Source organism: Parapedobacter pyrenivorans, from assembly GCF_014636865.1.
GTDB lineage: Bacteria > Bacteroidota > Bacteroidia > Sphingobacteriales > Sphingobacteriaceae > Parapedobacter > Parapedobacter pyrenivorans.
Genome location: NZ_BMER01000007.1, coordinates 263,689 through 283,698 on the forward strand (window position 1 = coordinate 263,689; position 20,010 = coordinate 283,698).

At 47.4% G+C, this 20,010-nt stretch carries 14 protein-coding genes; 10 read left to right on the top strand and 4 right to left on the bottom strand.

What is annotated here, in order from left to right; genetic code table 11:
• Nucleotide 1 precedes the first annotated feature (1 nt).
• Together IEV98_RS24195 and IEV98_RS24200 are read left to right on the top strand one after the other, a co-directional pair.
• Entirely contained in the window at nucleotides 2–1,159 is a 1,158-nt protein-coding gene (locus tag IEV98_RS24195; protein WP_188508632.1) for a prolipoprotein diacylglyceryl transferase, read from the top strand.
• 133 nt (nucleotides 1,160–1,292) lie between these two features.
• Complete coding sequence (locus IEV98_RS24200; protein WP_188508633.1) at nucleotides 1,293–1,589, top strand: FtsB family cell division protein; 297 nt, start codon at nucleotides 1,293–1,295, stop codon at nucleotides 1,587–1,589.
• Between the two features lie 26 nt (nucleotides 1,590–1,615).
• Here the strand turns inward: IEV98_RS24200 and IEV98_RS24205 are convergent, their stop codons facing one another.
• Nucleotides 1,616–2,524, bottom strand: a complete 909-nt coding sequence (locus IEV98_RS24205) for a DUF3078 domain-containing protein (protein ID WP_188508634.1) — start codon at nucleotides 2,522–2,524, stop codon at nucleotides 1,616–1,618.
• Between the two features lie 114 nt (nucleotides 2,525–2,638).
• Here IEV98_RS24205 and rlmH point away from each other — a divergent pair, with 114 nt between their 5' ends.
• Nucleotides 2,639–3,112, top strand: a complete 474-nt coding sequence (gene rlmH, locus IEV98_RS24210; RefSeq protein WP_188508661.1) for a 23S rRNA (pseudouridine(1915)-N(3))-methyltransferase RlmH — start codon at nucleotides 2,639–2,641, stop codon at nucleotides 3,110–3,112.
• Nucleotides 3,113–3,353: 241 nt separating this feature from the next.
• Here rlmH and IEV98_RS24215 read toward each other — a convergent pair whose 3' ends face one another.
• The gene (locus IEV98_RS24215) at nucleotides 3,354–3,761 is read right to left on the bottom strand and encodes a DUF5606 family protein (protein WP_188508635.1); all 408 of its coding nucleotides are present in this window, start codon (nucleotides 3,759–3,761) and stop codon (nucleotides 3,354–3,356) included.
• Nucleotides 3,761–4,207 (bottom strand): peptidylprolyl isomerase, encoded by a 447-nt coding sequence (locus IEV98_RS24220; protein WP_188508636.1) that lies wholly within the window; start codon nucleotides 4,205–4,207, stop codon nucleotides 3,761–3,763. The genes IEV98_RS24215 and IEV98_RS24220 overlap by 1 nt, the downstream gene beginning before the upstream one ends.
• 215 nt (nucleotides 4,208–4,422) lie before the next feature.
• Here IEV98_RS24220 and radC point away from each other — a divergent pair, with 215 nt between their 5' ends.
• The 6 genes from radC to IEV98_RS24250 all read left to right on the top strand — a co-directional run bounded on the left by radC (nucleotide 4,423) and on the right by IEV98_RS24250 (nucleotide 10,751).
• Nucleotides 4,423–5,118 carry a RadC family protein gene (gene radC / locus IEV98_RS24225; protein WP_188508637.1) on the top strand — a complete coding sequence of 232 codons (696 nt, stop codon included), beginning with the start codon at nucleotides 4,423–4,425 and terminating at the stop codon, nucleotides 5,116–5,118.
• A 56-nt stretch (nucleotides 5,119–5,174) separates the two neighbouring features.
• Nucleotides 5,175–7,571 carry a phenylalanine--tRNA ligase subunit beta gene (gene pheT / locus IEV98_RS24230; protein WP_188508638.1) on the top strand — a complete coding sequence of 799 codons (2,397 nt, stop codon included), beginning with the start codon at nucleotides 5,175–5,177 and terminating at the stop codon, nucleotides 7,569–7,571.
• Between the two features lie 91 nt (nucleotides 7,572–7,662).
• Nucleotides 7,663–7,971 carry a hypothetical protein gene (locus IEV98_RS24235; protein WP_188508639.1) on the top strand — a complete coding sequence of 103 codons (309 nt, stop codon included), beginning with the start codon at nucleotides 7,663–7,665 and terminating at the stop codon, nucleotides 7,969–7,971.
• A 37-nt stretch (nucleotides 7,972–8,008) separates the two neighbouring features.
• Nucleotides 8,009–8,299 (top strand): cell division protein ZapA, encoded by a 291-nt coding sequence (locus IEV98_RS24240; RefSeq protein ID WP_188508640.1) that lies wholly within the window; start codon nucleotides 8,009–8,011, stop codon nucleotides 8,297–8,299.
• Nucleotides 8,300–8,652: 353 nt separating this feature from the next.
• Nucleotides 8,653–10,203, top strand: a complete 1,551-nt coding sequence (rny, locus tag IEV98_RS24245; protein WP_188508641.1) for a ribonuclease Y — start codon at nucleotides 8,653–8,655, stop codon at nucleotides 10,201–10,203.
• A gap of 5 nt (nucleotides 10,204–10,208) precedes the next feature.
• A complete protein-coding gene (locus tag IEV98_RS24250) occupies nucleotides 10,209–10,751 on the top strand; it encodes a DUF962 domain-containing protein (RefSeq protein ID WP_188508642.1) in 543 nt (180 codons plus the stop codon).
• Between the two features lie 43 nt (nucleotides 10,752–10,794).
• Here the strand turns inward: IEV98_RS24250 and IEV98_RS24255 are convergent, their stop codons facing one another.
• The gene (locus tag IEV98_RS24255; protein ID WP_188508643.1) at nucleotides 10,795–13,308 is read right to left on the bottom strand and encodes a hypothetical protein; all 2,514 of its coding nucleotides are present in this window, start codon (nucleotides 13,306–13,308) and stop codon (nucleotides 10,795–10,797) included.
• Nucleotides 13,309–14,126: 818 nt separating this feature from the next.
• Here IEV98_RS24255 and IEV98_RS24260 point away from each other — a divergent pair.
• A partial coding sequence (locus tag IEV98_RS24260; RefSeq protein WP_188508644.1) for an Ig-like domain-containing protein occupies nucleotides 14,127–20,010 on the top strand: 5,884 nt, incomplete at its 3' end.

Below are 20,010 nucleotides of genomic sequence, written 5' to 3' on the forward strand. Positions count from 1 at the left end.
CATGTTTCCATTGATCTCGTCCTTATTCAACTATTTATTCGGCACGGACTTCTCCTGGCCGATACCTACGTTTGGATTTTTTGTAACCCTCGCATTCATACTTTCTTGCCTGGTATTCCGGAGCGAGTTCGATCGCAAGGAAAGAGGGGGGCTTATTAAGGCGTTTGACGAACGGGTCAAAATAGGCTTACGATTTAAGCTGTTGTTGTTTTTGGGATATGGATTGATCGGTTTCCTGATCGGATTTAAAGGCGGGGGATTGCTGTTTGAATACGATCTGTTCCGTCGCAATCCTCTTAGCTGGTTGTTTTCAGGCCATGGTAGCTGGCCTGCGGGGGTGATATTGATGCTGTCTGTTGTCCTGTTACTATTCGTTATACAACGGAAATTGATCTTGGGTACGCTTCCGATGGAAACACGGACCCTAAGACCAAGGGATCTCATACCAACCATGCTGCTATGGGCAGGGGTGACGGGGTTTATTGGCGCCCGGATCTTTAACATTTTTGAAGATGGCCGACTGGTTGGAGAGCAGGGTTTTATGGAACTGCTGGATTCCGGTGGACTGACCTTCTGGGGTGGACTTATCTTCGGTGCAACGAGTTATTTTTACATTGGTGTCCGCAAGGGAATGGATTGGAGACATCTGGCGGATATTGGCTCGTTGGGCATGCTGGTGGCTTACGGCGTAGGCCGGATTGGGTGCCATCTCTCCGGCGACGGGGATTGGGGCATCGTGAATAGCTACGAAAAACCTGTAGAATGGCTGCCGCATTGGGCGTGGTCATTCCGGTTTCCGCACAATGTGCTCAATCAGGGCGAATACATACCCGGCTGTTTGGGTAACTACTGCTCCATATTGCCTCATGGTGTATTTCCGACTTCATTGTATGAATCCGTGACGATACTGCTTATCTTTTGCGTGCTCTGGTTGATGAGGAAAAACATCAAAGTTCCCGGGATGATGTTTGTAATTTATCTGTTCGTGGTTAGCATTGAGCGGTTTCTGATTGAATTCATACGTGTTACGTATAAATTCGAGTTATGGGGTATTGCGTTGTCAGAAGCGCAGTTAATCAGCCTCGTGCTGCTGTTGTTAGCGGCGTCCGTTGGCGGGTACCTGTTCACGAAAAACGGAGCCAAACAGCGTGCGTTATAAACGGAATGTGAACATCGAATCCGAATCGCCGCCGGAATAAGCTGGTTGAATTATGACCGAGGCATTGAGAACGAGGTATTAGAAGCTGGCGATTTATTTTGCATGTAATAGAAATTTACCTAAGTTTGTAAGTATGGAACGATTCCTAACTGTTATCTGCAACAAGTACGTGATCAGTGGTGTGGCCTTTGTAGTGTGGATGCTTTTTTTTGATCGGCATGACGTGGCTACCCAGTATAGTTATTATAGCCAGCTGAAAGCATTGAAAGCCGAGAAAGTTTTCTATACCACCGAAATCGAACATGTAACCCAAACCGTCGAAAACCTGAATAACAATCCGCAGGAATTGCAACGGCTAGCCAGGGAGCGCTACCAGATGAAAAAAGAAAACGAAGATGTTTTCGTTATCATCGAGCAGGAAGAGGAATAGGTTGATAGCCCGACTTTCGAAAGCGATTAAAACTTGTACGTAATCCCAGCGCCCAATACCTGCCTCACCTGTAAGGTCGGCCTTTCCGATCCAGGAATGAATACACCGTCTTCCTGACGCGGAATGAGCGTATTGTCGTCGTAAATCAACTGTACACCACCATTAACCGTAATGTAGTCATTTACTTTCATAAAAAGGTTGAACGTATAGTCCACGTCTACGTTCTGCGGGTCTTCGAGATAGTTCGAATACAGTTTGAGGATATTTTCCACACTGACATTTTCCATCAGGTTTGCCTTGTAATAGGCGTCAAACGACGCACCGAATTCAAAACGGGATGTTGATCCAGGGTCAACCCCGAAAGCTCCTTGGCTGGAGAGCTCGTCGTTGGTGACGAAGATAAGCCGTGCCGCGGCAGGCGAGAGGTTGAAACGGAAGTTATCCGATTCCTTATAGGCAAAACCAGGGCCGAAGCTCAGGTAGGCCGGGGCGAATGCCGTCGAAATCAGCGTGCTGTTATTGTCACCGTCATACTGGAATCCATCCGCAAATTGCGTATTGAAATTCATGTAAAAGGTATAAAGCCACCGCTCTGCGGCCTGGTAACCCAACAAGCTGTTCAGTACCAGTCGGTCGTCATTTTTTCGCCAGCCGATGGATTTCTGTTTGGTAAGCCCATAAGCGGCAATGACTTTGTTGTCCCAGCTCCATTTATCTTTCTTGTAGTTGAAGTCGTAGTTGAAAATCAGGTTGGCGGCGAAGGAGTTGATCCCCCCAGCTGCCCAATTGGAAAACGAACTTTGATTGAGCAGCAGCGTGTTTTCGCCGGAAACCCGCCAGGTGGTATCCGTAACGGCTTCTTGCCCCTGTGCATCTAGTTGTGTACCTACGGATAAGGCGATGACCACCATCAGTAGTGATAGTTGTTTTTTCATGATTAGTAAATTTGAATATCAGCTAATAAGGCGATAAGAAAATCAAAAGCAGTGCCAAAGTGGTCAGAATCACCCTGTTTTTGATTAATTCTAATTTTTCCGTTGATTTGCATGATGCGGATAACCTTATTGTGTGTAGGGAAGACGGATGACGCTTACTATACCGCGCTTATCGATAAATTTCAGCAACGGCTGAAACATTACATCCCGTTCACGATGGTGACCATCCCGGATGTGAAAAATACCAAGCATTTAAGTACGGGTCAGCAGAAGGTGAAAGAGGGTGAAGCGATCATGAGACAACTTTCGCCCAGTGATCAGGTGATACTGCTGGATGAAAAAGGGAAGGAGTACCGTTCTGTGGAATTCGCTGCATACCTCAATAAGTTGATGGTGGGAAGTGTGCAGCAGTTGGTGTTTGTAGTGGGTGGCCCGTACGGTTTTGATGACGCGCTCTATCAACGTGCAAACGGGAAAATATCGCTATCCAAATTGACGTTTTCTCACCAGATGGTCCGTTTGTTTTTCGTAGAGCAGTTATATCGGGCTTTCAGTATCCTGAAGCGAGAGCCTTACCATCACGAATGAGTATATGGAAATCGTGCTATTTTCGCATCCAAACAATACGGACAGAAAATTGTATATTTGTTATATTATGCTTCAACATAAACGGAAATATCACTATAAGGGCGCAGATACTACCAGCGAAAGCAGGATGTTCTGGCTTATGGTCGTCATTGGCTTGGCGATTATGGCAGCTATCATCTTCTTGCTTTGACGGGGTTGAGATATAGCTGCATTCGAGACCGAAGCAGCTATATCGTATTGCCTACTGCTCGTCAGTTGTCGCTGAAGGCTCTTCATCGAAAAGCGGTAACGCTTTGATGATGCCGTACCAATTGATGATTTTTTTGATGTCGGAGCTGTATACCCGCTCCTCGTCGTGATCGGGCGCCACCTCCCGGAAAAATTCCCGTAAGGTTTTTCCGTCTGATTTCGCGTCGACGACCTGCGCGCTGGTTTTCATGCGCCCAAGGATGTCGGTAAGCTTAAGGTCCTCATCGTTGCCATAGACGGTGATGTCTTCGAGCGTGGCGAGCTTGGTCGTTGCTAAGTTTACCACGGATTTCACCTTTTGCTCATCCAGGCTTTCCAGGATAAAGCCACCTTTGTTTTGTCCGATCAACTTAAACAAACCGGGTTTGCCGGTCACGGATACGAGTGCCTTTAAGTTCATTATGCCGTCTCCTCTTCGATGATATCGATTCCCAGAATTTTATCGCCCTGACGGATCTCGTCGACGAGATCCAGATTTTCCACAACCTTGCCGAAACACGTGTGGTTTCTGTCGAGATGTGCGGTGTTTGTGCGGCTATGACATATAAAGAACTGTGATCCCCCGGTATCACGTCCGCGATGGGCCATGGAAAGTACCCCCCTATCATGATATTGATTGTCGCCGTCCAATTCGCATTTGATGGAATAGCCGGGTCCGCCAGCACCAGTGCCGGTAGGGTCGCCACCTTGGATCACGAAGTCAGGTATTACCCGATGAAAGGTTACCCCGTCGTAGTAGCCCGATTTAGCCAGTTTCAAAAAGTTAGCTACGGTGCCCGGAGCATCCGCGTCGTAAAATTGTACCGTTAAATCGCCTTTTTCAGTCTTGATAATTGCTTTACTCATTATTGTTAAAAATTGGACAACAAAGATAGGTATTTTAGATGGGGATGCCATAGGGCGAACACAGAAAGGCAACGGTATCAAGCCTAGGTTTCCGAATCCGCAGAGGCAGGGCGGTTTAAAAAATAATTTTAGCTAAAAAATGTAGTAAAATAATTGAAATCCCGGATGACTTTTCATACCTTTGATTACGATACAATAACCATTAATATACACCTATGGATAACCTATTACGAGTAACGATCAAATCGTGGGCCCAGGCCGATCGTCCGCGTGAAAAATTATTGGAACAGGGTCGAAGAGCCCTTACTGACGCAGAATTATTAGCCATCTTGATTGGTAGCGGGTCGCGTGAGGAATCAGCCTTGGAACTTTGCAAGCGTATCCTGTATGACCGCGGGAATGACCTGCACGATCTGTCGCGGCTGTCGGTGTCCGAATTGTGCCGTTATAAGGGAATCGGTGATGCTAAAGCGATTAGTATTATTGCCGCACTCGAATTAGGCAGGCGGAGGAAAGACCAAAAAGAGGAACAACGGCCCATACTCAATAGCAGCAAACGGGTACATGAATACATGGAGCACCTCTACCAAGATCTCCTCCACGAAGAATTTTGGGTATTGTACCTGGCTAGTGGGTGCAAGTTGGTTGGCAAGCAGCTTATCGGTAAAGGGGGGAACGATTTTACACCGGTGGATGTTAAACAGGTACTGCGTTTGGCGCTGGAATGCGGGGCTACCAGCATTGTGCTTACACACAATCACCCATCGGGTTCCATCAAGCCCAGCACAATGGATGTGCAATTAACCAATAAGCTGACGGAGGCCGCTAAGCTGTTCGACTTTACCATCAATGATCATGTCATCTTTACAAATGCGGGATATTATAGTTTTCGGGATAGTGGAATGCTGTGAGGGAATAAACAGCAAATCCGCAAAAATGCTATCTTTGCACAAATTCCCGAATCAGGATGAACATATCATATCATTGGCTTAAAGATTTTATACAGACAAATAAAACACCGGAAGAATTGTCGGGTATCCTTACCGATATCGGGCTGGAAGTGGAATCGTTGGATGTGGTTCAACATATACCCGGGGGGCTCGAAGGACTGGTTATCGGTGAAGTGAAAACCTGTGAACAGCATCCCAATGCCGACCGTCTGCGGGTAACCACTGTCGACATCGGGGGGGAGGCACCCCTGCATATTGTTTGCGGGGCCCCTAATGTGGCGGTGGGCCAGCGTGTCGTGGTAGCTATTGTAGGCACAACGGTGCATCCCATCGGTGGTGAACCTTTCAAAATCAATAAATCCAAAATCCGGGGAGAAGTTTCTGAGGGCATGATCTGTGCCGAGGATGAAATTGGGCTTGGCATTTCACACGATGGCATCATGGTACTGGCAGCCGATGCGCCGATAGGTGTGCCTGCAAAAATCTATTTAGGCATACAAGATGATTACGTTTTCGAAATCGGCCTGACGCCCAACCGTGCCGATGCGGCCTCACACCTGGGTGTAGCCCGGGATATTGCCGCTTGGCTGCGAAGCGGATACCTAATGCCAGATGTTGAGGGTTTCGTAGCCGGTAATGATCCGGCGTTGCCGGTCACGGTGACCGATTCCGAAGCCTGTCCACGGTACAGTTCGTTAACAATCGATGGTATAACCGTGTCGGAATCTCCCGATTGGTTGAAGGGCCGGTTGCAAGCCATTGGCGTCCGTCCGATCAACAGTGTGGTGGATGTAACCAATTACGTGTTGCATGAGTTGGGGCAACCGCTACATGCCTTTGACGCGGATACGCTGGCCGGTGGGCAAGTAGTGGTTCGCCAGGCCGAACCCGACGAGTTGTTTGTTACGTTGGACGGCGTGGAACGCAAGCTACACCGTGAAGACCTGATGATCTGCGATGCCGAAAAGCCGCTGTGCATTGCCGGGGTATTCGGTGGGATGCATTCCGGCGTGACCGAAAGGACAACACGTGTATTTCTGGAAAGTGCTTATTTTCACCCTGTTTTCGTACGGAAAACATCCAAACGGCACGGCCTTAAAACAGATGCTTCGTTTCGTTTCGAACGGGGTACAGACCCTGATATGACGGTGTTGGCATTGAAAAGGGCGGCGTTACTGATCACGCAAATTGCCGGTGGACATATCTCGACATCGGTGTCTGACGTGTACCCGCGGCCGATATTACCATTTACTTTTGATGTGCGGTACGCCGAGGTTCGTCGGGTTATCGGCAAGACCATTCCCGATTCCGAAATAAAGGCGATTATCGAGGCATTGGGCATAGCGGTACTTGGAGAGGCCAGCGGTGTGTTGACGGTACAGGTCCCGCCGCATAAAGTAGATGTGACCCGCGAAGTGGATGTCATCGAAGAAGTGCTCCGGATTTACGGTTATAACAATATTGAAATCAAAAGGCAGATCAAGGCCTCACTCCATACATCATCCAAGCCGGATAAAGAGGTGGTGCAGGATCAGGTCGCGGATTTGTTGATTGGCAACGGATTCCGTGAAATTCTGTCTAATTCGTTGACGAAACTGGACTATACGGACAATCCCGATCTGGCAGTACGCATTTTAAATCCGCTGAGTGCCGACTTGGATACGATGCGGCAGAACCTGTTGTACTCCATTTTGGGGGCGATGGCCTACAACCAGAAACGTAAGCAACAGGATCTGAAATTTTTTGAATTTGGAAACACCTACCAACTCGGGGAAGGAAGTTATGTTGAAAAGCAGCGCCTCGCATTGGCCATCACGGGCGGGCAGTTGCCCGAACAATGGAACCACCGGGATAAATCGGTGTCATTTTACGATATAAAAGCCGCCGTAGATGCTATTTTAAGGCGATTGAATGTGACCGGCTTACAGGTGGTTGATGCCCCCGAGCTGCATTACCAATATGGCTTGACCTACGAAAGGGCAGGGAAGGCAATGGTTTCATTCGGTGCAGTAAGCAAATCCGCTTTGGTTAAAGCGGACCTGGCCGGTGAGGTATTCTATGCCGACTTTGATTGGGCGGCGATACTCAAGGCAATCCGTAAAAACAAAATCACGTACCAGGAAGTGTCCAAGTTCCCTGCTGTACGGAGAGACCTTTCGCTATTGATCGATGCAGACGTGAATTTCGGCGTATTGAAGGGCATCGCAGAAAAGACCGAGCGTAAGCTGCTCAAACAGGTTAATGTGTTTGACGTCTACAAAGGTGATAAACTGCCAGCGGGTAAGAAATCTTATGCGCTCTACTTCGTGTTACAAGATGAAGAGAAAACACTCAACGATAATCAAATTGATGCGATAGTTAAAAAATTAATTCATAATTTTGAAAAAGAAGTGGGAGCGGAAGTGCGAAGCTGATGCATTATTTTTGCAGTTTGCGGATTCACCTATCGTTGATTCGCGAATAAAGAAACGGCAATAGCAAATAAACAAAGGTGAAAAGCGAGCGATGTCATCATTAGCGGTACAATTGGGAAGTGTGGTCGAGAATACGCGTAAATTACTGGATTTATGCGTATCTTTGCAGGAGGAAAATGACCTGTTGAAGCTGGAAGTGCAGTCGCTGCAAGTGGCAATTGAAACGAGCAGTAGCAAGAACAAACAGTTGGACGAAAAGGTCAAAGCACTTGCCGTAGCGCGTTCTTTGGACGATGGGAAGGTGGATAAGGTGGGGATAAATGAAAAAATACTTGACACAAAGCAAAAAATTAACGATTTTGTGCGGGAAATAGATAAGTGTATTGAATTGCTCAGGTAATGGGCGGACGAATGAGACATAGTGAATTAGCTCAAACATGGGAGAAATTTCCATAAAAATAAACATCGCAGACCGGATTTACCCTTTGCGAGTGGATATGGCGGAGGAGGAGGTTATCCGGCGAGCGGCCAAATTGATAAACGACAGGATTAAGGAATTTCAGGAGAATTATGCGGTAAGGGATAAACAAGACTTGTTATCGATGTGTGTACTTCATTATGCGACGGGTATGTTGAAGGCGGAAGGGAAATCGAGTACCGATGAAGCAGGGGTTGTGAAAGTGGTGAATGAGTTGGAAGGCATGTTGACTGAATTTTTTAACAAATAACGTTCTTATTAATTAGAGCTTAAAAGACGAATTTACCGCAGTTAAATTCGGGTTTCACTATTTTAAACTTAACGCTTCAATATCACAAAGCGTAATCGAGATGTAGGCCATTTTGCTGATGCCATCTGGTCATGATCAATACGCTAAAGTTGTGTAAGGAAGTTTATAATACATGAGACCTGATTAATTTAATTGCGGTTTTTTTATGCGCTTTGCAGAAGGAATGGCGTGATAACCCGATGAGCGACGCGAACCCGGAATACGGATAATGCGCAAAGGAGTAAGGAGTAAATAAGCGAATAGTAAACAGCAATACGGACAAATAAGCGAATAGACACATAAACACATAAACAATGGATATCATATACATCATTATAGCTTTTGCAGTGGGGGTGGTCATTGGCCGCTTCGCACTGCGGTTTTTATTTAAGAAACAGGAGGTGGCTGCCCAAAGTAAAGCGAAAAAGATTCTGAAAGAAGCAGAACAGACCGGCGAACATCTGAAGAAACAACGGCAATTGGAAGCCAAAGAGAAATTCCTACAACTAAAAGCTGAACACGAGAAGGAGACGAATCAAAAGAACAACGCACTAAACCAACGTGAAAACGGTATCCGGCAAAAGGAGCAGTCGCTCAATCAGAAGTTGGAAAGCTTGAATCGCGAGAAACAGGAGTTGGAAGGCACACGTAAGAACCTGGATCGTCTTACTGAAATCAATGAAAAGAAACAGGAAGAGGTAGAGCAGCTCAAGTCTCAGCATATCAAGCAATTGGAAACCATAGCAGGACTTTCGGCGGATGAAGCAAGAGCGCAACTTATAGAGAATCTAAAAGAGGAAGCCCGTTCCAAAGCCATTATCCAAATCAAAGACATTGTAGACGAGGCCAAGCTGACGGCTACCAAGGAAGCCAAAAAGGTGGTCATACAGACGATACAACGTACAGCTACTGAGAGTGCTATCGAAAATACGGTATCCATCTTCAATATCGAAAATGACGAAATAAAGGGCCGTATCATCGGTAGGGAGGGCCGGAATATCCGTGCGTTGGAAGCAGCGACGGGCGTAGAAATCATCGTTGACGACACACCGGAAGCCATTATCCTCTCGGGGTTTGATCCTGTGCGCAGGGAAATTGCCCGGCTGGCCCTGCACCGGTTGGTGACGGATGGCCGGATTCACCCGGCACGTATTGAGGAGGTGGTGGCAAAAACCAAAAACCAGATTGAAGATGAGATTGTAGAGATCGGCGAGCGGACGGTAATCGACTTAGGGATACATGGGCTTCACCCCGAACTGATCCGTATGGTTGGCCGGATGCGTTACCGTTCATCCTATGGCCAAAACCTGCTGCAGCACTCGCGGGAAGTGGCCAATTTCAGCGCCACCATGGCGTCTGAGTTGGGCCTGAATGTAAAGTTGGCCAAGCGGGCAGGCCTACTGCATGACATTGGCAAAGTGCCGGACGACAATCCCGAATTGCCGCACGCAATCCTCGGGATGCAGCTCGCAGAGAAATATAAAGAGCATCCCGAAGTATGCAATGCCATAGGGGCGCACCACGATGAAATTGAGATGACCTCGATGATTTCGCCAGTCGTGCAGGCTTGTGACGCTATCTCGGGTGCACGACCCGGAGCGCGGCGGGAAGTGGTCGAAAACTACATCAAAAGACTCAAGGAATTGGAGGAACTGGCGTTGTCGTACCCCGGCGTAGAAAAGACTTTCGCTATTCAAGCAGGGCGCGAACTACGGGTGGTCGTAGCAAGCGAGCGGGTGTCGGATGCGCAAGCGGAACTGCTTGCGGCCGATATTTCTACCCGTATCCAGACCGAAATGACCTATCCGGGACAGATTAAAGTGACAGTGATCCGCGAAACGCGGTCGGTTTCCTACGCGAAGTAAATCTGATGAGTCGTAAATCTGGAAGCCAAAAGCGAAAGCAGATAAAGGAGGTGCCGAAGCGGGAGGTTGATCGTTGTTTTGAGACTTTCGATCAACACTATCAACATCCCATAAACCGAGTGATCCAATGGATAGCGCTCCCGGTTTTTACTTTTGCTGTATTGGGATTGGTATGGATGGTGCCGTTCCCCGAGCTAGCTTTCTTGAAAAAACATGGGTATGACACCTTCGTCAATTGGGGGTCCTTCTTCATTGCGGGCATGGTTTACTATTACCTTCGATTGGCGCCCACGTTATCCTATGCGATGCTGCTTACGGTGGGTGTATTCAGTTTTTTTATCGTGCAGTTGGAGTATGTAGAGCAGGGTGGCGGCCCCGCAGTTTGGGTAGTATGTGCCTGTTTGCTTATGACGTCTCTACTGGTACTATACATCGGAAAGGGTATGGAAAAGCATGCTGTCCCTTTCCGTAGCTTCTTGCGGTTTTTGGTAATGGGTCCGCTCTGGCTTTGGCATTTTGTATTTAGAAAGCTAAACATCCCCTATTGAGTTGCTGACAAACCCGTTGGTTCACTGACTGCAGCGGACTCGATTATCCGTATTTCTTTGACAGTGCCCCCAATCCTGCGGTATAACCGAAGGCAGCAAATTGGAATTTGAGGTTGTTGACGTGTTGCAACTGTTCCTCTTTCGGAGCTCGTTCCAAAATAAGGAGACGACAATAGGCTTCCACAAGTTTGAGGCCTTGTGCTTCACATAAGGCAAGTGCCCGATGTCCAAGAGCCACATAGTCCTGGCCGCGCTTGACTTTTTCGATTTGCAGGTAGAAGATGTTGTGAAGCAGCCGGAAAGTCAGGTTGTTCAGCGCGAGCGGTGACGTCTTTTCCACATAGGCTTTAGCGGTTTCCACGTCACCGCACTCCAGTAAGTAGAGCGCTTTGGTAAGCATGGTGAAGTCCATCTGGAACCCGTTTGCCGGATTTGTTTGTTCCAACCGCTGGGTTAAGGTATCATGGTAATATCGGGCAACTGCAACATTGCCGGACACTTTAACAAATAAGTAGAGCAATATGTCGATGAATTGCATGGACGCCTGCTTTGTTGCTATTGGCAGACGATAAGGCAGTGCACCTATCTCGCGGGCAATCTCCTGATTGATACCCCCACCTTTAAAGTATTGGTAGAGGTAGGAAACTAACAAGAACGGGTTGACCGTGAAAGATGCATAGGCATCGGGCGGTATGACGGCAAGTATTTCGAGTTGCTTGAGTAGCGCATCTTCCTCCCACTTTAACAAAGCGATGACCGCAAGTTTGCTGCGCAGGATTATTTCATGTGTTTCCGATAACTCAAAGACAAGTAATTTTTCAAGATTAGGCTCGTATTCGGCCTGGAAGCAGCTGTAATTGAGTATGTAGTCCAAAAATCGACTGTTTTGGAGCCCGTGGTTTAACGTTGCCTTGATGTCGGTGTGGATATCTTTGCTCAGCTTATGAAGTCCATCGCATATAAACGCCGTGACGTCAAACCGGTCTTCCCTGATAAACGGAATGTTTTCGAATAGGTTGACCAGCCGCAGGTCTCCCGATTCGATATAAAATAAAAGCAACCACTTTAGTTGCTCGGTTTTGGCTTTGCCACTGACGGTTGATTGGTTCAACGTGTCGATGAGCTGTTCCATTTCATTGTGACCATTGAATAATTGTAGCGCCAAGAAGTAGGCGGCAATGATGTCCGACTGAAATTGGATGACGGTTTGTTGTCTTACTTCGAATCCGCTATTCGTTTCATAGAGTATACCGGTATAAAGAAGGTCGTTGTATGCGATGCGGTATTGTTTGATGATGGCATACGCTTGCCGCTTACTAATTTGCAGCGAGCCATTATCCTGTTCGATCAGTGGTGAAAGTTCTTCCATGAGGGCCTGTTTGGCCAAGGTGTTGACACCATTGAATACCTTCTTTTTTAAATATTGGGCAACAATGAGGTACTCGTCGAACGATGTCACCTGATTAGGATTCACCCGCTCGCCTACTAATTCATAATAATACTGGAAAAACAAGGGGATGTGGATAAGTTGCTTGTTTTGGTTCCTAAATGGTTGATATGGTTTGATCTTGCCATTGACATTTTGGATAAGCTGGTGCATTTCTGCACTTGAAAATGCAGCCATATTGGCTGATTCGTTGCCGGATTCGCCACTTAATATCGAAAACCATTCTGGATTGATAATCGTGTCTTTGAACAAGCCTTCATATTTCAACAGGGTAACCGTGCGCAACACCAAAACAATCCGGAACCAGTCGTATTGTGCAAAATGACGTACCATTTCGATGAATTGACTGATGACGGTATAAAATTGCCTATCGGCGATCAAATCGCTATGCAATTCATCAATAATAAGGCAGAAATTGCCAGGGGCTTGGTTTCGGTGATCTTCGATGAACGTATCCAGGATTTCACTGTTTTCAAAACCAAGCAAGTGAGCTAGCCATCGATTGCAATGATAGCCGAAAGCTGTACCCTGCAACAACGACAGGCTATTGGTAAACAGGTAGATGTCATTGTCGCAACCTGCATGGCTCTGACTGATTTGTTTCTCCACCCAACGAGACACGGCCACAGTTTTGCCATAGCCCGTTGGACCACTGAGGATACCGGTGGTAGCTCCGCTGCGTTCAAAATGCTCCATAAAATTGGACATGTGTTCGCGGTCGATAGTCAGGTGATAGGGAATGCCGCACTTGTGCTTGTTGCTCTGAATATTGAACAGGCTGATCTTTGTTGCACGCAACGAGACTTCTCCCCATGTTCGCTGTTGGGCTGTCTGTAATTTATCCTGCTCTACGTGCATGTAGAAGCTGTCCCAGCAATCAAAGTCGCAGTATTCGGCCAGCGCGTTGAGCGTATAAATAGAAGGTTGGTGTATGGAAGAAGCGAAACCGAATACGCGTTTAAGGGTGGTTTCACTTACGCTTTTGTTGGTCACCGCTTTAATTTCCAATGCCAGTCTGTAACAATCGGCCGGAACCAGTTGCGTAATCTGTGATTTTCGTAAAACGAGTAACTTGAGCTTATCGAAATAAGCTTGTAGATATGTTTTCATACAGGGGTAGATGTTTAAAACAATAGCCTTATCAATTGGCGGATTCCAATCTTAATACGTGTAGATTGGTGATTTTTAAGATGAATCGGTTGCCAGTCTACTACTTAGGTTTCTTTTTTTCATAGTGTGTGCTGTTTAGTTGCCTGGTTGTATGCTAAATCGGAATCCACTGATTTTTAACGCAGACCGCTATCTCCGGTCTCAAAGTTATGATATTTTCCGCTGCTAGCGAACTATTTCGTGAATATCTTGAACACGGGAGCAACCCAGCGGCCCATTTGTGTCGGAATGAATTTTTAACCATCTGTCCCTGCTTTTTGGCGGGATACCCCTTTCAATATGCCCGAACATCAATTTTTAGTGTTCGCCTCTAGCAAATTTAGAAATATTTATGAGGTATAAGTAATGATAGATAATAGGTGAATGAAATGAACAGATTTGAATAAAATGAATATAGTGAACAATGATTCGAAATGACGGCCAAGTTATCTTTGCGCGAAAGCGGTTGGTTACGCGATTGATTGAATTTAAATAGACACTTCCAAAGAGCGGGACGCCCTTCAGAAGTGTCAAAAACATCTACCGGGTAAATAAATGCAATAACCATACCGTTTTTGCTGGACGGCGTTTCCGAGCGGGAATGTTTACCATTAAAGCAACAACAAGATGAGACGGTTTGTCTACCAGCGCCGGCTTCATCACCTTATGAAAAACAAGTGCCAGCTGGCTTTACAGCTGGAATTACGAATAATGTGGAAACACATTTGACACAAATTATTCGATTTGAAAAACATTTACGATTATAAATCCCATAGCTAATGGAAGCATCATCTACTTATCAGAAATCTTCTTTTTTACGTTTCCTTTGTACTTACCTAGCCGTTCCTTTATTGTTGCTTGCCCCAGGTTTGATGGGGACGGTGTATGGACAGGATAAAGTGTTTGTGAAAAGCATTGAATCTCAAAGCAATGTCGACAATCCAAACAACGTGTTGGTCGGACAGGGCAGTGCCACTGAGAACACGTTTGCAACGGTAAATTCTAGCACTGTTCTAATCGTTGGTACAACTCCAGGACACATCGAGCAAGATTTCGATGAAACGTTACCTGCGAACACGACATCTTATATTAGAATAGGCGTAGATGATGCGGGCTTATTAAATGCATTGTTAGGCGGTTCGTTGGGAACTCTTCTGGATGATGTGGTGGGGGTATTATTGGGAAATCACTCGTTCGAGGTTGATGCGAAAAACACAACTGGTACCTCTGTGTTATCAGGTACTAGTGAGGATAGTTTTGATGGTGCGAATGGTCGCATACGGGTGGTGCAGAATGCACAGGGACAATTTTTTCTTGCCATTACACCTGATCAACCGTATAGTCGTATTCGAATAACAGATAGGACTTCTCCCGGTTTGATAGCCGCCAATGACATCGATGTTTATGGTGCCTACTATGTGGAAAATGAGCCCCCCTGTGCCCCCGCATTCGGTACATCTTTCGACGGAACAGGCCTTACCGTTGATTTATTAGGTTTAGGTGGTGCCGGCGTTACGAATCCACAATTCGCGATAGACAGCGATCCGGATAATTATTCGGAGATTGCCATTGGCACAGCAGGCATCGGTGCCTCCATGTTCCAAACGGTGTATTTTAACACGGTATCTGCCAAAGAGGACTATTTCAAAGTAACACTAGCAATCGAAAACGGCGGCGCGTTAACTGCCGATCTTATCGGAAATATTGAGATTAGAGCCTATAATGGCGCTGAATTGGTGTTCAGTAAAAAATTGCAGGGAGGTTTAGTAAATGGCTTGGATCTATTGGGGCTGCTTCAGTCGGGTGACCCCGTTACGCTGCCTTTTGGCCCAGGTGTGGAGTTCGATCGTGTGGCTGTCGGCTACAACTCACTGATATCCTTGAGCGTTCTGGCAAATTCGCCGATCCAGCTGTACCGCGTGGAACGCTACGGCACGGGTTGCCCGGATCCGGATCCCATTGTTATTACACCAACGGATCCGATGCTGATCCAAAAAGATTGTGCGGCTGAGGTGTTATCTTTTGAACACGCCAACTTTCCTTACAATGCTGTAGATGGGAATAACGACACGTATACGACCTTGGAGGCGAGTTCGGGTATCTTACTAGGTGGCGTGCTCGGAGAAGCTTATTCGGGCCACGTTGAGCTTGGCTTTAATGCGCCTGTTGCCGCAGATAGGACAGTATATGTACGAATCGACTTTGATGAGCAGCAGTTAGGCAGCTTGTTGGATGGTAGCGTAGGCGAACTTTTGGGTGGGGTTGTGGACGGGGTGTTACTTGGCAATCATTACTTTACCGTAGAAGCGAAAAATGGTGCCACAACGGTCCTTGAAAGATCCAGCAACAGTGGCTTCAATGACGCATTGGGAACGGGAATTGGCGAAGTCAAAATTGTACAGGATAAGAATGGACATTATTATGTTGCCGTCACGTCAGATGATCCTTTTGAAAGTATTCGAATAACGGAGCATCTTTCCGCATTAGTAGGGGCTGGAACGATTGAGCATATGAATGTTTATCATGCCTGCTTTTCTACCGGTGCTGACCTCTGCGAGCAACCATTCGCGACGTACTCAGAATCGGAAGGGATTAGTCTTGATCTATTGAGCGTAGGATCTGCAGGTGTGACCAACGCACATTTAGCGATTGATGATGATGCACTTTCTGTAGAAGATGACAATACGTATTCTGAAATCGGTACCGGTGCTGCGGCGATCGTTGCAAGTTCTTTCCAGTTTGTAGATTTCCATACGTCGTCATCGCCTGCCGATTATTTCAAAGTTAAGATCGGTTTTGAAAACAGTAGCCTGCTCAGTGTAGAACTGTTGAACAATGTTGAGATTCGTGCATATAACGGTAACGACCCTAACCCGGTGTATTCGCAACGGCTGCAGAACGGTCTGGTAGCAGGGCTGGACATTCTTGGTTTGCTAAGCGCCGATGGTGAGGTAACCATTCCAATCGGCCCTGGTGTGGCATTTGATCGCATCGCTGTCGGTGTGAATACATTGGTTGATGTGAATGCATTAACGCAGCCGATACGGTTATATAGTGTTAAACGCTTTAGCGCGGACTGTCCTGACCCGAACCCCTTGCCGAATCCCCCGGATACGGAGTCGCCTTTTAACGGACCGGACTGCGGTGTTGAACTCGGGGAGTTCGAAAACGTCAACTTCGCTTACAACGCCATCGACGGCGACATCGATACGTATGCCACGTTATCGGCCGGTTCCGGTGTGGTATTGGGTGCTGGTGCATATGATGGTTTCATTGAATTGGGGTATGATCAGCCGGTTCCAGCATTGGAAACTTCTTATATCCGCATCGATATGGCCGATAACGGATTACTCGATGCACTCATGGGTGGTACTTTAGGTAATTTATTAGCGGATGTTGGTGATATCGTACTGTTGGGCAACCACTTTTTCGAGTTGGAGGTTCGGGATGCTGTGGGGACTCCGATCACAACCATCGGCGATGCCTCAAGTGCTGGAGGGTTTACCGGAGCCAATGTTCGCATTGTTCGTGACAAATTTGGACGTACTTACATCGCCTATACAGCCGACGTGCCTTATCAATCGGTACGGATTACGTTGAAAAATACCGCTATAGCTGGATTAGACGCCGTCACGTCGATGAATGTGTACAGCATGTGCCGCGAGACGGTCTTCGATCCGTGTGAGCAGGGAGCATTTACGACGTTTGACGGTACGGGCTTGAGTGTAAACCTATTCGAAGGTGCTAATCCTGCTGGCGTCATCAACCCGCAATATGCGATTGATGATAATAATTCTAACTACTCCGAAATTACGTTGGGTGCCGTTGGTGTTGGTGTTGCAGCCTCTTTACATCAGGATATTTATTTCAAAACAAAGGTAACTACAACCGCCACGGATAAAATAAGGCTGCGTATGCAAGTGCCGCAAGCGTTGGCAAACGTAGATCTCCTAGGCGGATATACGGTTTACCTATTCAACGGCGATCAGCCGGTTGGTTTGCCGATTACGCTGGAAAATTCATTAATTCCTGAATTAGACTTACTCGGATTGCTTAATTCAGGTGGGCGGATCAATGTGGAGCTGGAGCCAGGTGCAGGTGTCACTTATGACCGTATCCGCTTTGAGGTGGCATCGTTAGTTGGCGTAGGGATAGCAAGTCCTGTACGCTTATACAATGTATACCGGATATCCGATGCTTGCCCTGATCCGGATTTTGAGACGCCTCCGTTTGAGGTGTGTGCGGATGTGATTGGAGACGCTGAAAATGTGGATGATATCCAGAACCTGACCGATGGTAATCATAACAGCTACGCAACCATCCGTTCGGATGCTGGTTTGGTTTTAGGTATTAGTGCCTATTCCGGACATCTGGAATTAGGTTTTGGTGCGGTTGTGCCCGCAGGTACGTCGTCTTATATCCGTATCGGGTATGAAGAGGAGATATTGAAGTCATTGCTTGCCGGTTCGATAGGCGGGCTTGTGAATGGTGTGCTCAATGGTGTTGCTTTGGGGGACCACTATTTCAACGTGATTATTCGGGATGGTAGCGGTACCGAGATAACGAATGGTACGGGAAGCAGCCAGAATCTCTTCGCTGATGCAGCTGGCCAAATCCGATTGGTTCAGGATACAAAAGGTCGGTATTATTTGGAAATTACACCGACAGTCGATTATCAATCAATAAGACTCGAAGATCATACCACGGCTTTATTGGGACTTTTATCATCTGAAGGACACCTTGATGTATACGGAATGTGCCACACGCCGACTACGTTTGAGTGTGCGGCAGCATTCTCTACCTCCTATGAAGGTAGCGGACTGAATCTTGATGCACTAAACCTTGGTGGCGCAGGGGTACAGAACGCGTTCTGGGCAATTGACCAAAATACGTCAAGTGCCTCGACGTTGAGTTTGGGTACATTGGGTGTAAACGGTACCATCAAACAAAACATCAAATTCGATCGCGACCTGGCAGTAGGTGATGAAATCCTTTTGCGGATGACCGTGGGTGGGGGAACATTGAATGCCGCGATATTGGAAGCGTTGGAGATCGTGTATTACTTAGATGGCCAAGAGGTGGTGGCAAAAGATTTCAATAGTGCATTCATCGAGGCAAATGTTGAAACCATATTAAATGCCAGTACACCAGAAGACGTTACCATTGCTGTCGACCAACCCATCGACGAAATCGCAATCAGACTTTCCGGCCTGCTCGCGGTGGGTGTAGCGCCGCCGGTCAGCATCTATCATGTGGCGCCAATCTGTGTGTCTTACGCGCAGAGTTCGTTGGTGGTTACGAAAGATGGTGCGCTTGCAGATGGTGTCGACTTCAATGAAGTTACAGCCACGATTATTGATGCAGGCGGGGGAAGTGTAGCGAATAAGGCGGTAGAATTTACCATCACACACGTGGATGGAACGGTGACTACCGAAACCGTTAACACCGATGCGAGTGGAGAGGCGGTCTTACAGATCACCAGTACGATGGCGGGAGTCGCTTCGATTACCGCTACGGTAGAGGGCATGGTGATTACCGAAGGAAGCCCGGCGGAGGTGACATTTATTATACCGAACAACTTAAGTATCACGAAAGTTGCTGACGAACCACTTGGCGTAACTGCTGGCGAGAGCACTACGTTTACGGTGACCATCACGAATGATGGTCCGGCACCGATTGCGCTAGGGAAGGTTATTCCGTTGAATGAGCGCCCGAGCACGGGACTGACGATCACCAACTATGCAGTGACCAGTGGCGGCGCCACGGTGTCTGGAACGGGCAATGGTGCATTGGTAACGACAACGGCTGCTGTGCCTGTAGACGGAACCATTACATTGGCGATTACGGCCGATGTTGCTGCCAATGCGCCGGCAACGGTTGCCAACGGTATCGATGTTTGGGGGCCTGATAGGGATCCGGATACCGATACGCCGGATGATATAGACGATACCGATCCGATACCGGTAAATCGCGATTACGGCTTAGCCGGCAACATTACCAAGATAGCTGCTGACGGTACGGATGCCGTAGCCGTTGCTGGTGAGGCATTTGATTATACTGTTACCGTCGTAAACGGTGGCCCGTCGACGATATTGAGCGGTACGGTGCTGTATCTGCAGGACGAGTTATCCACCGGGCAAACCATCAGTGGTATCGTAGCGGGTTCCACTAACATCACGATGGGCACTGTTGTTGCCGATGGCTCCTTTACGGTAACCGCGAATGAAGATATCGAAGTAACCGAACAGTTTACCCTGACGGTTACGGCAGATGTCGCGGGTGACATTGCAGAAGATGAGGTAAACAACACGATTAATATCTGGAGCGAAGACCCTGCTGGCGACTACAGCACACCTGAAGGTACGTTTACGACGCCGGACTATCCGGTCGACCGTGATTACGGTTTCGATGACGATGCAATCACCAAAGTTGGTGATGCTCCGAGGGCTACTGCCGGTACGGCTTATACCTACACGGTTACCGTAGAGAACCAGGGTCCATCGACCATCTTGGGTGGCACTGCGGTTTATCTTCAGGATGTTGCATCTGCGGGCCAGGCCATCACGGGTATCACCTCGGCAACGGGAGCTGTTACTGCACCGGGTGCTGATGGCGAGTTCACCTTTACGCCTACGGCAGATATCGTAGCGGGCGGTACGTTCA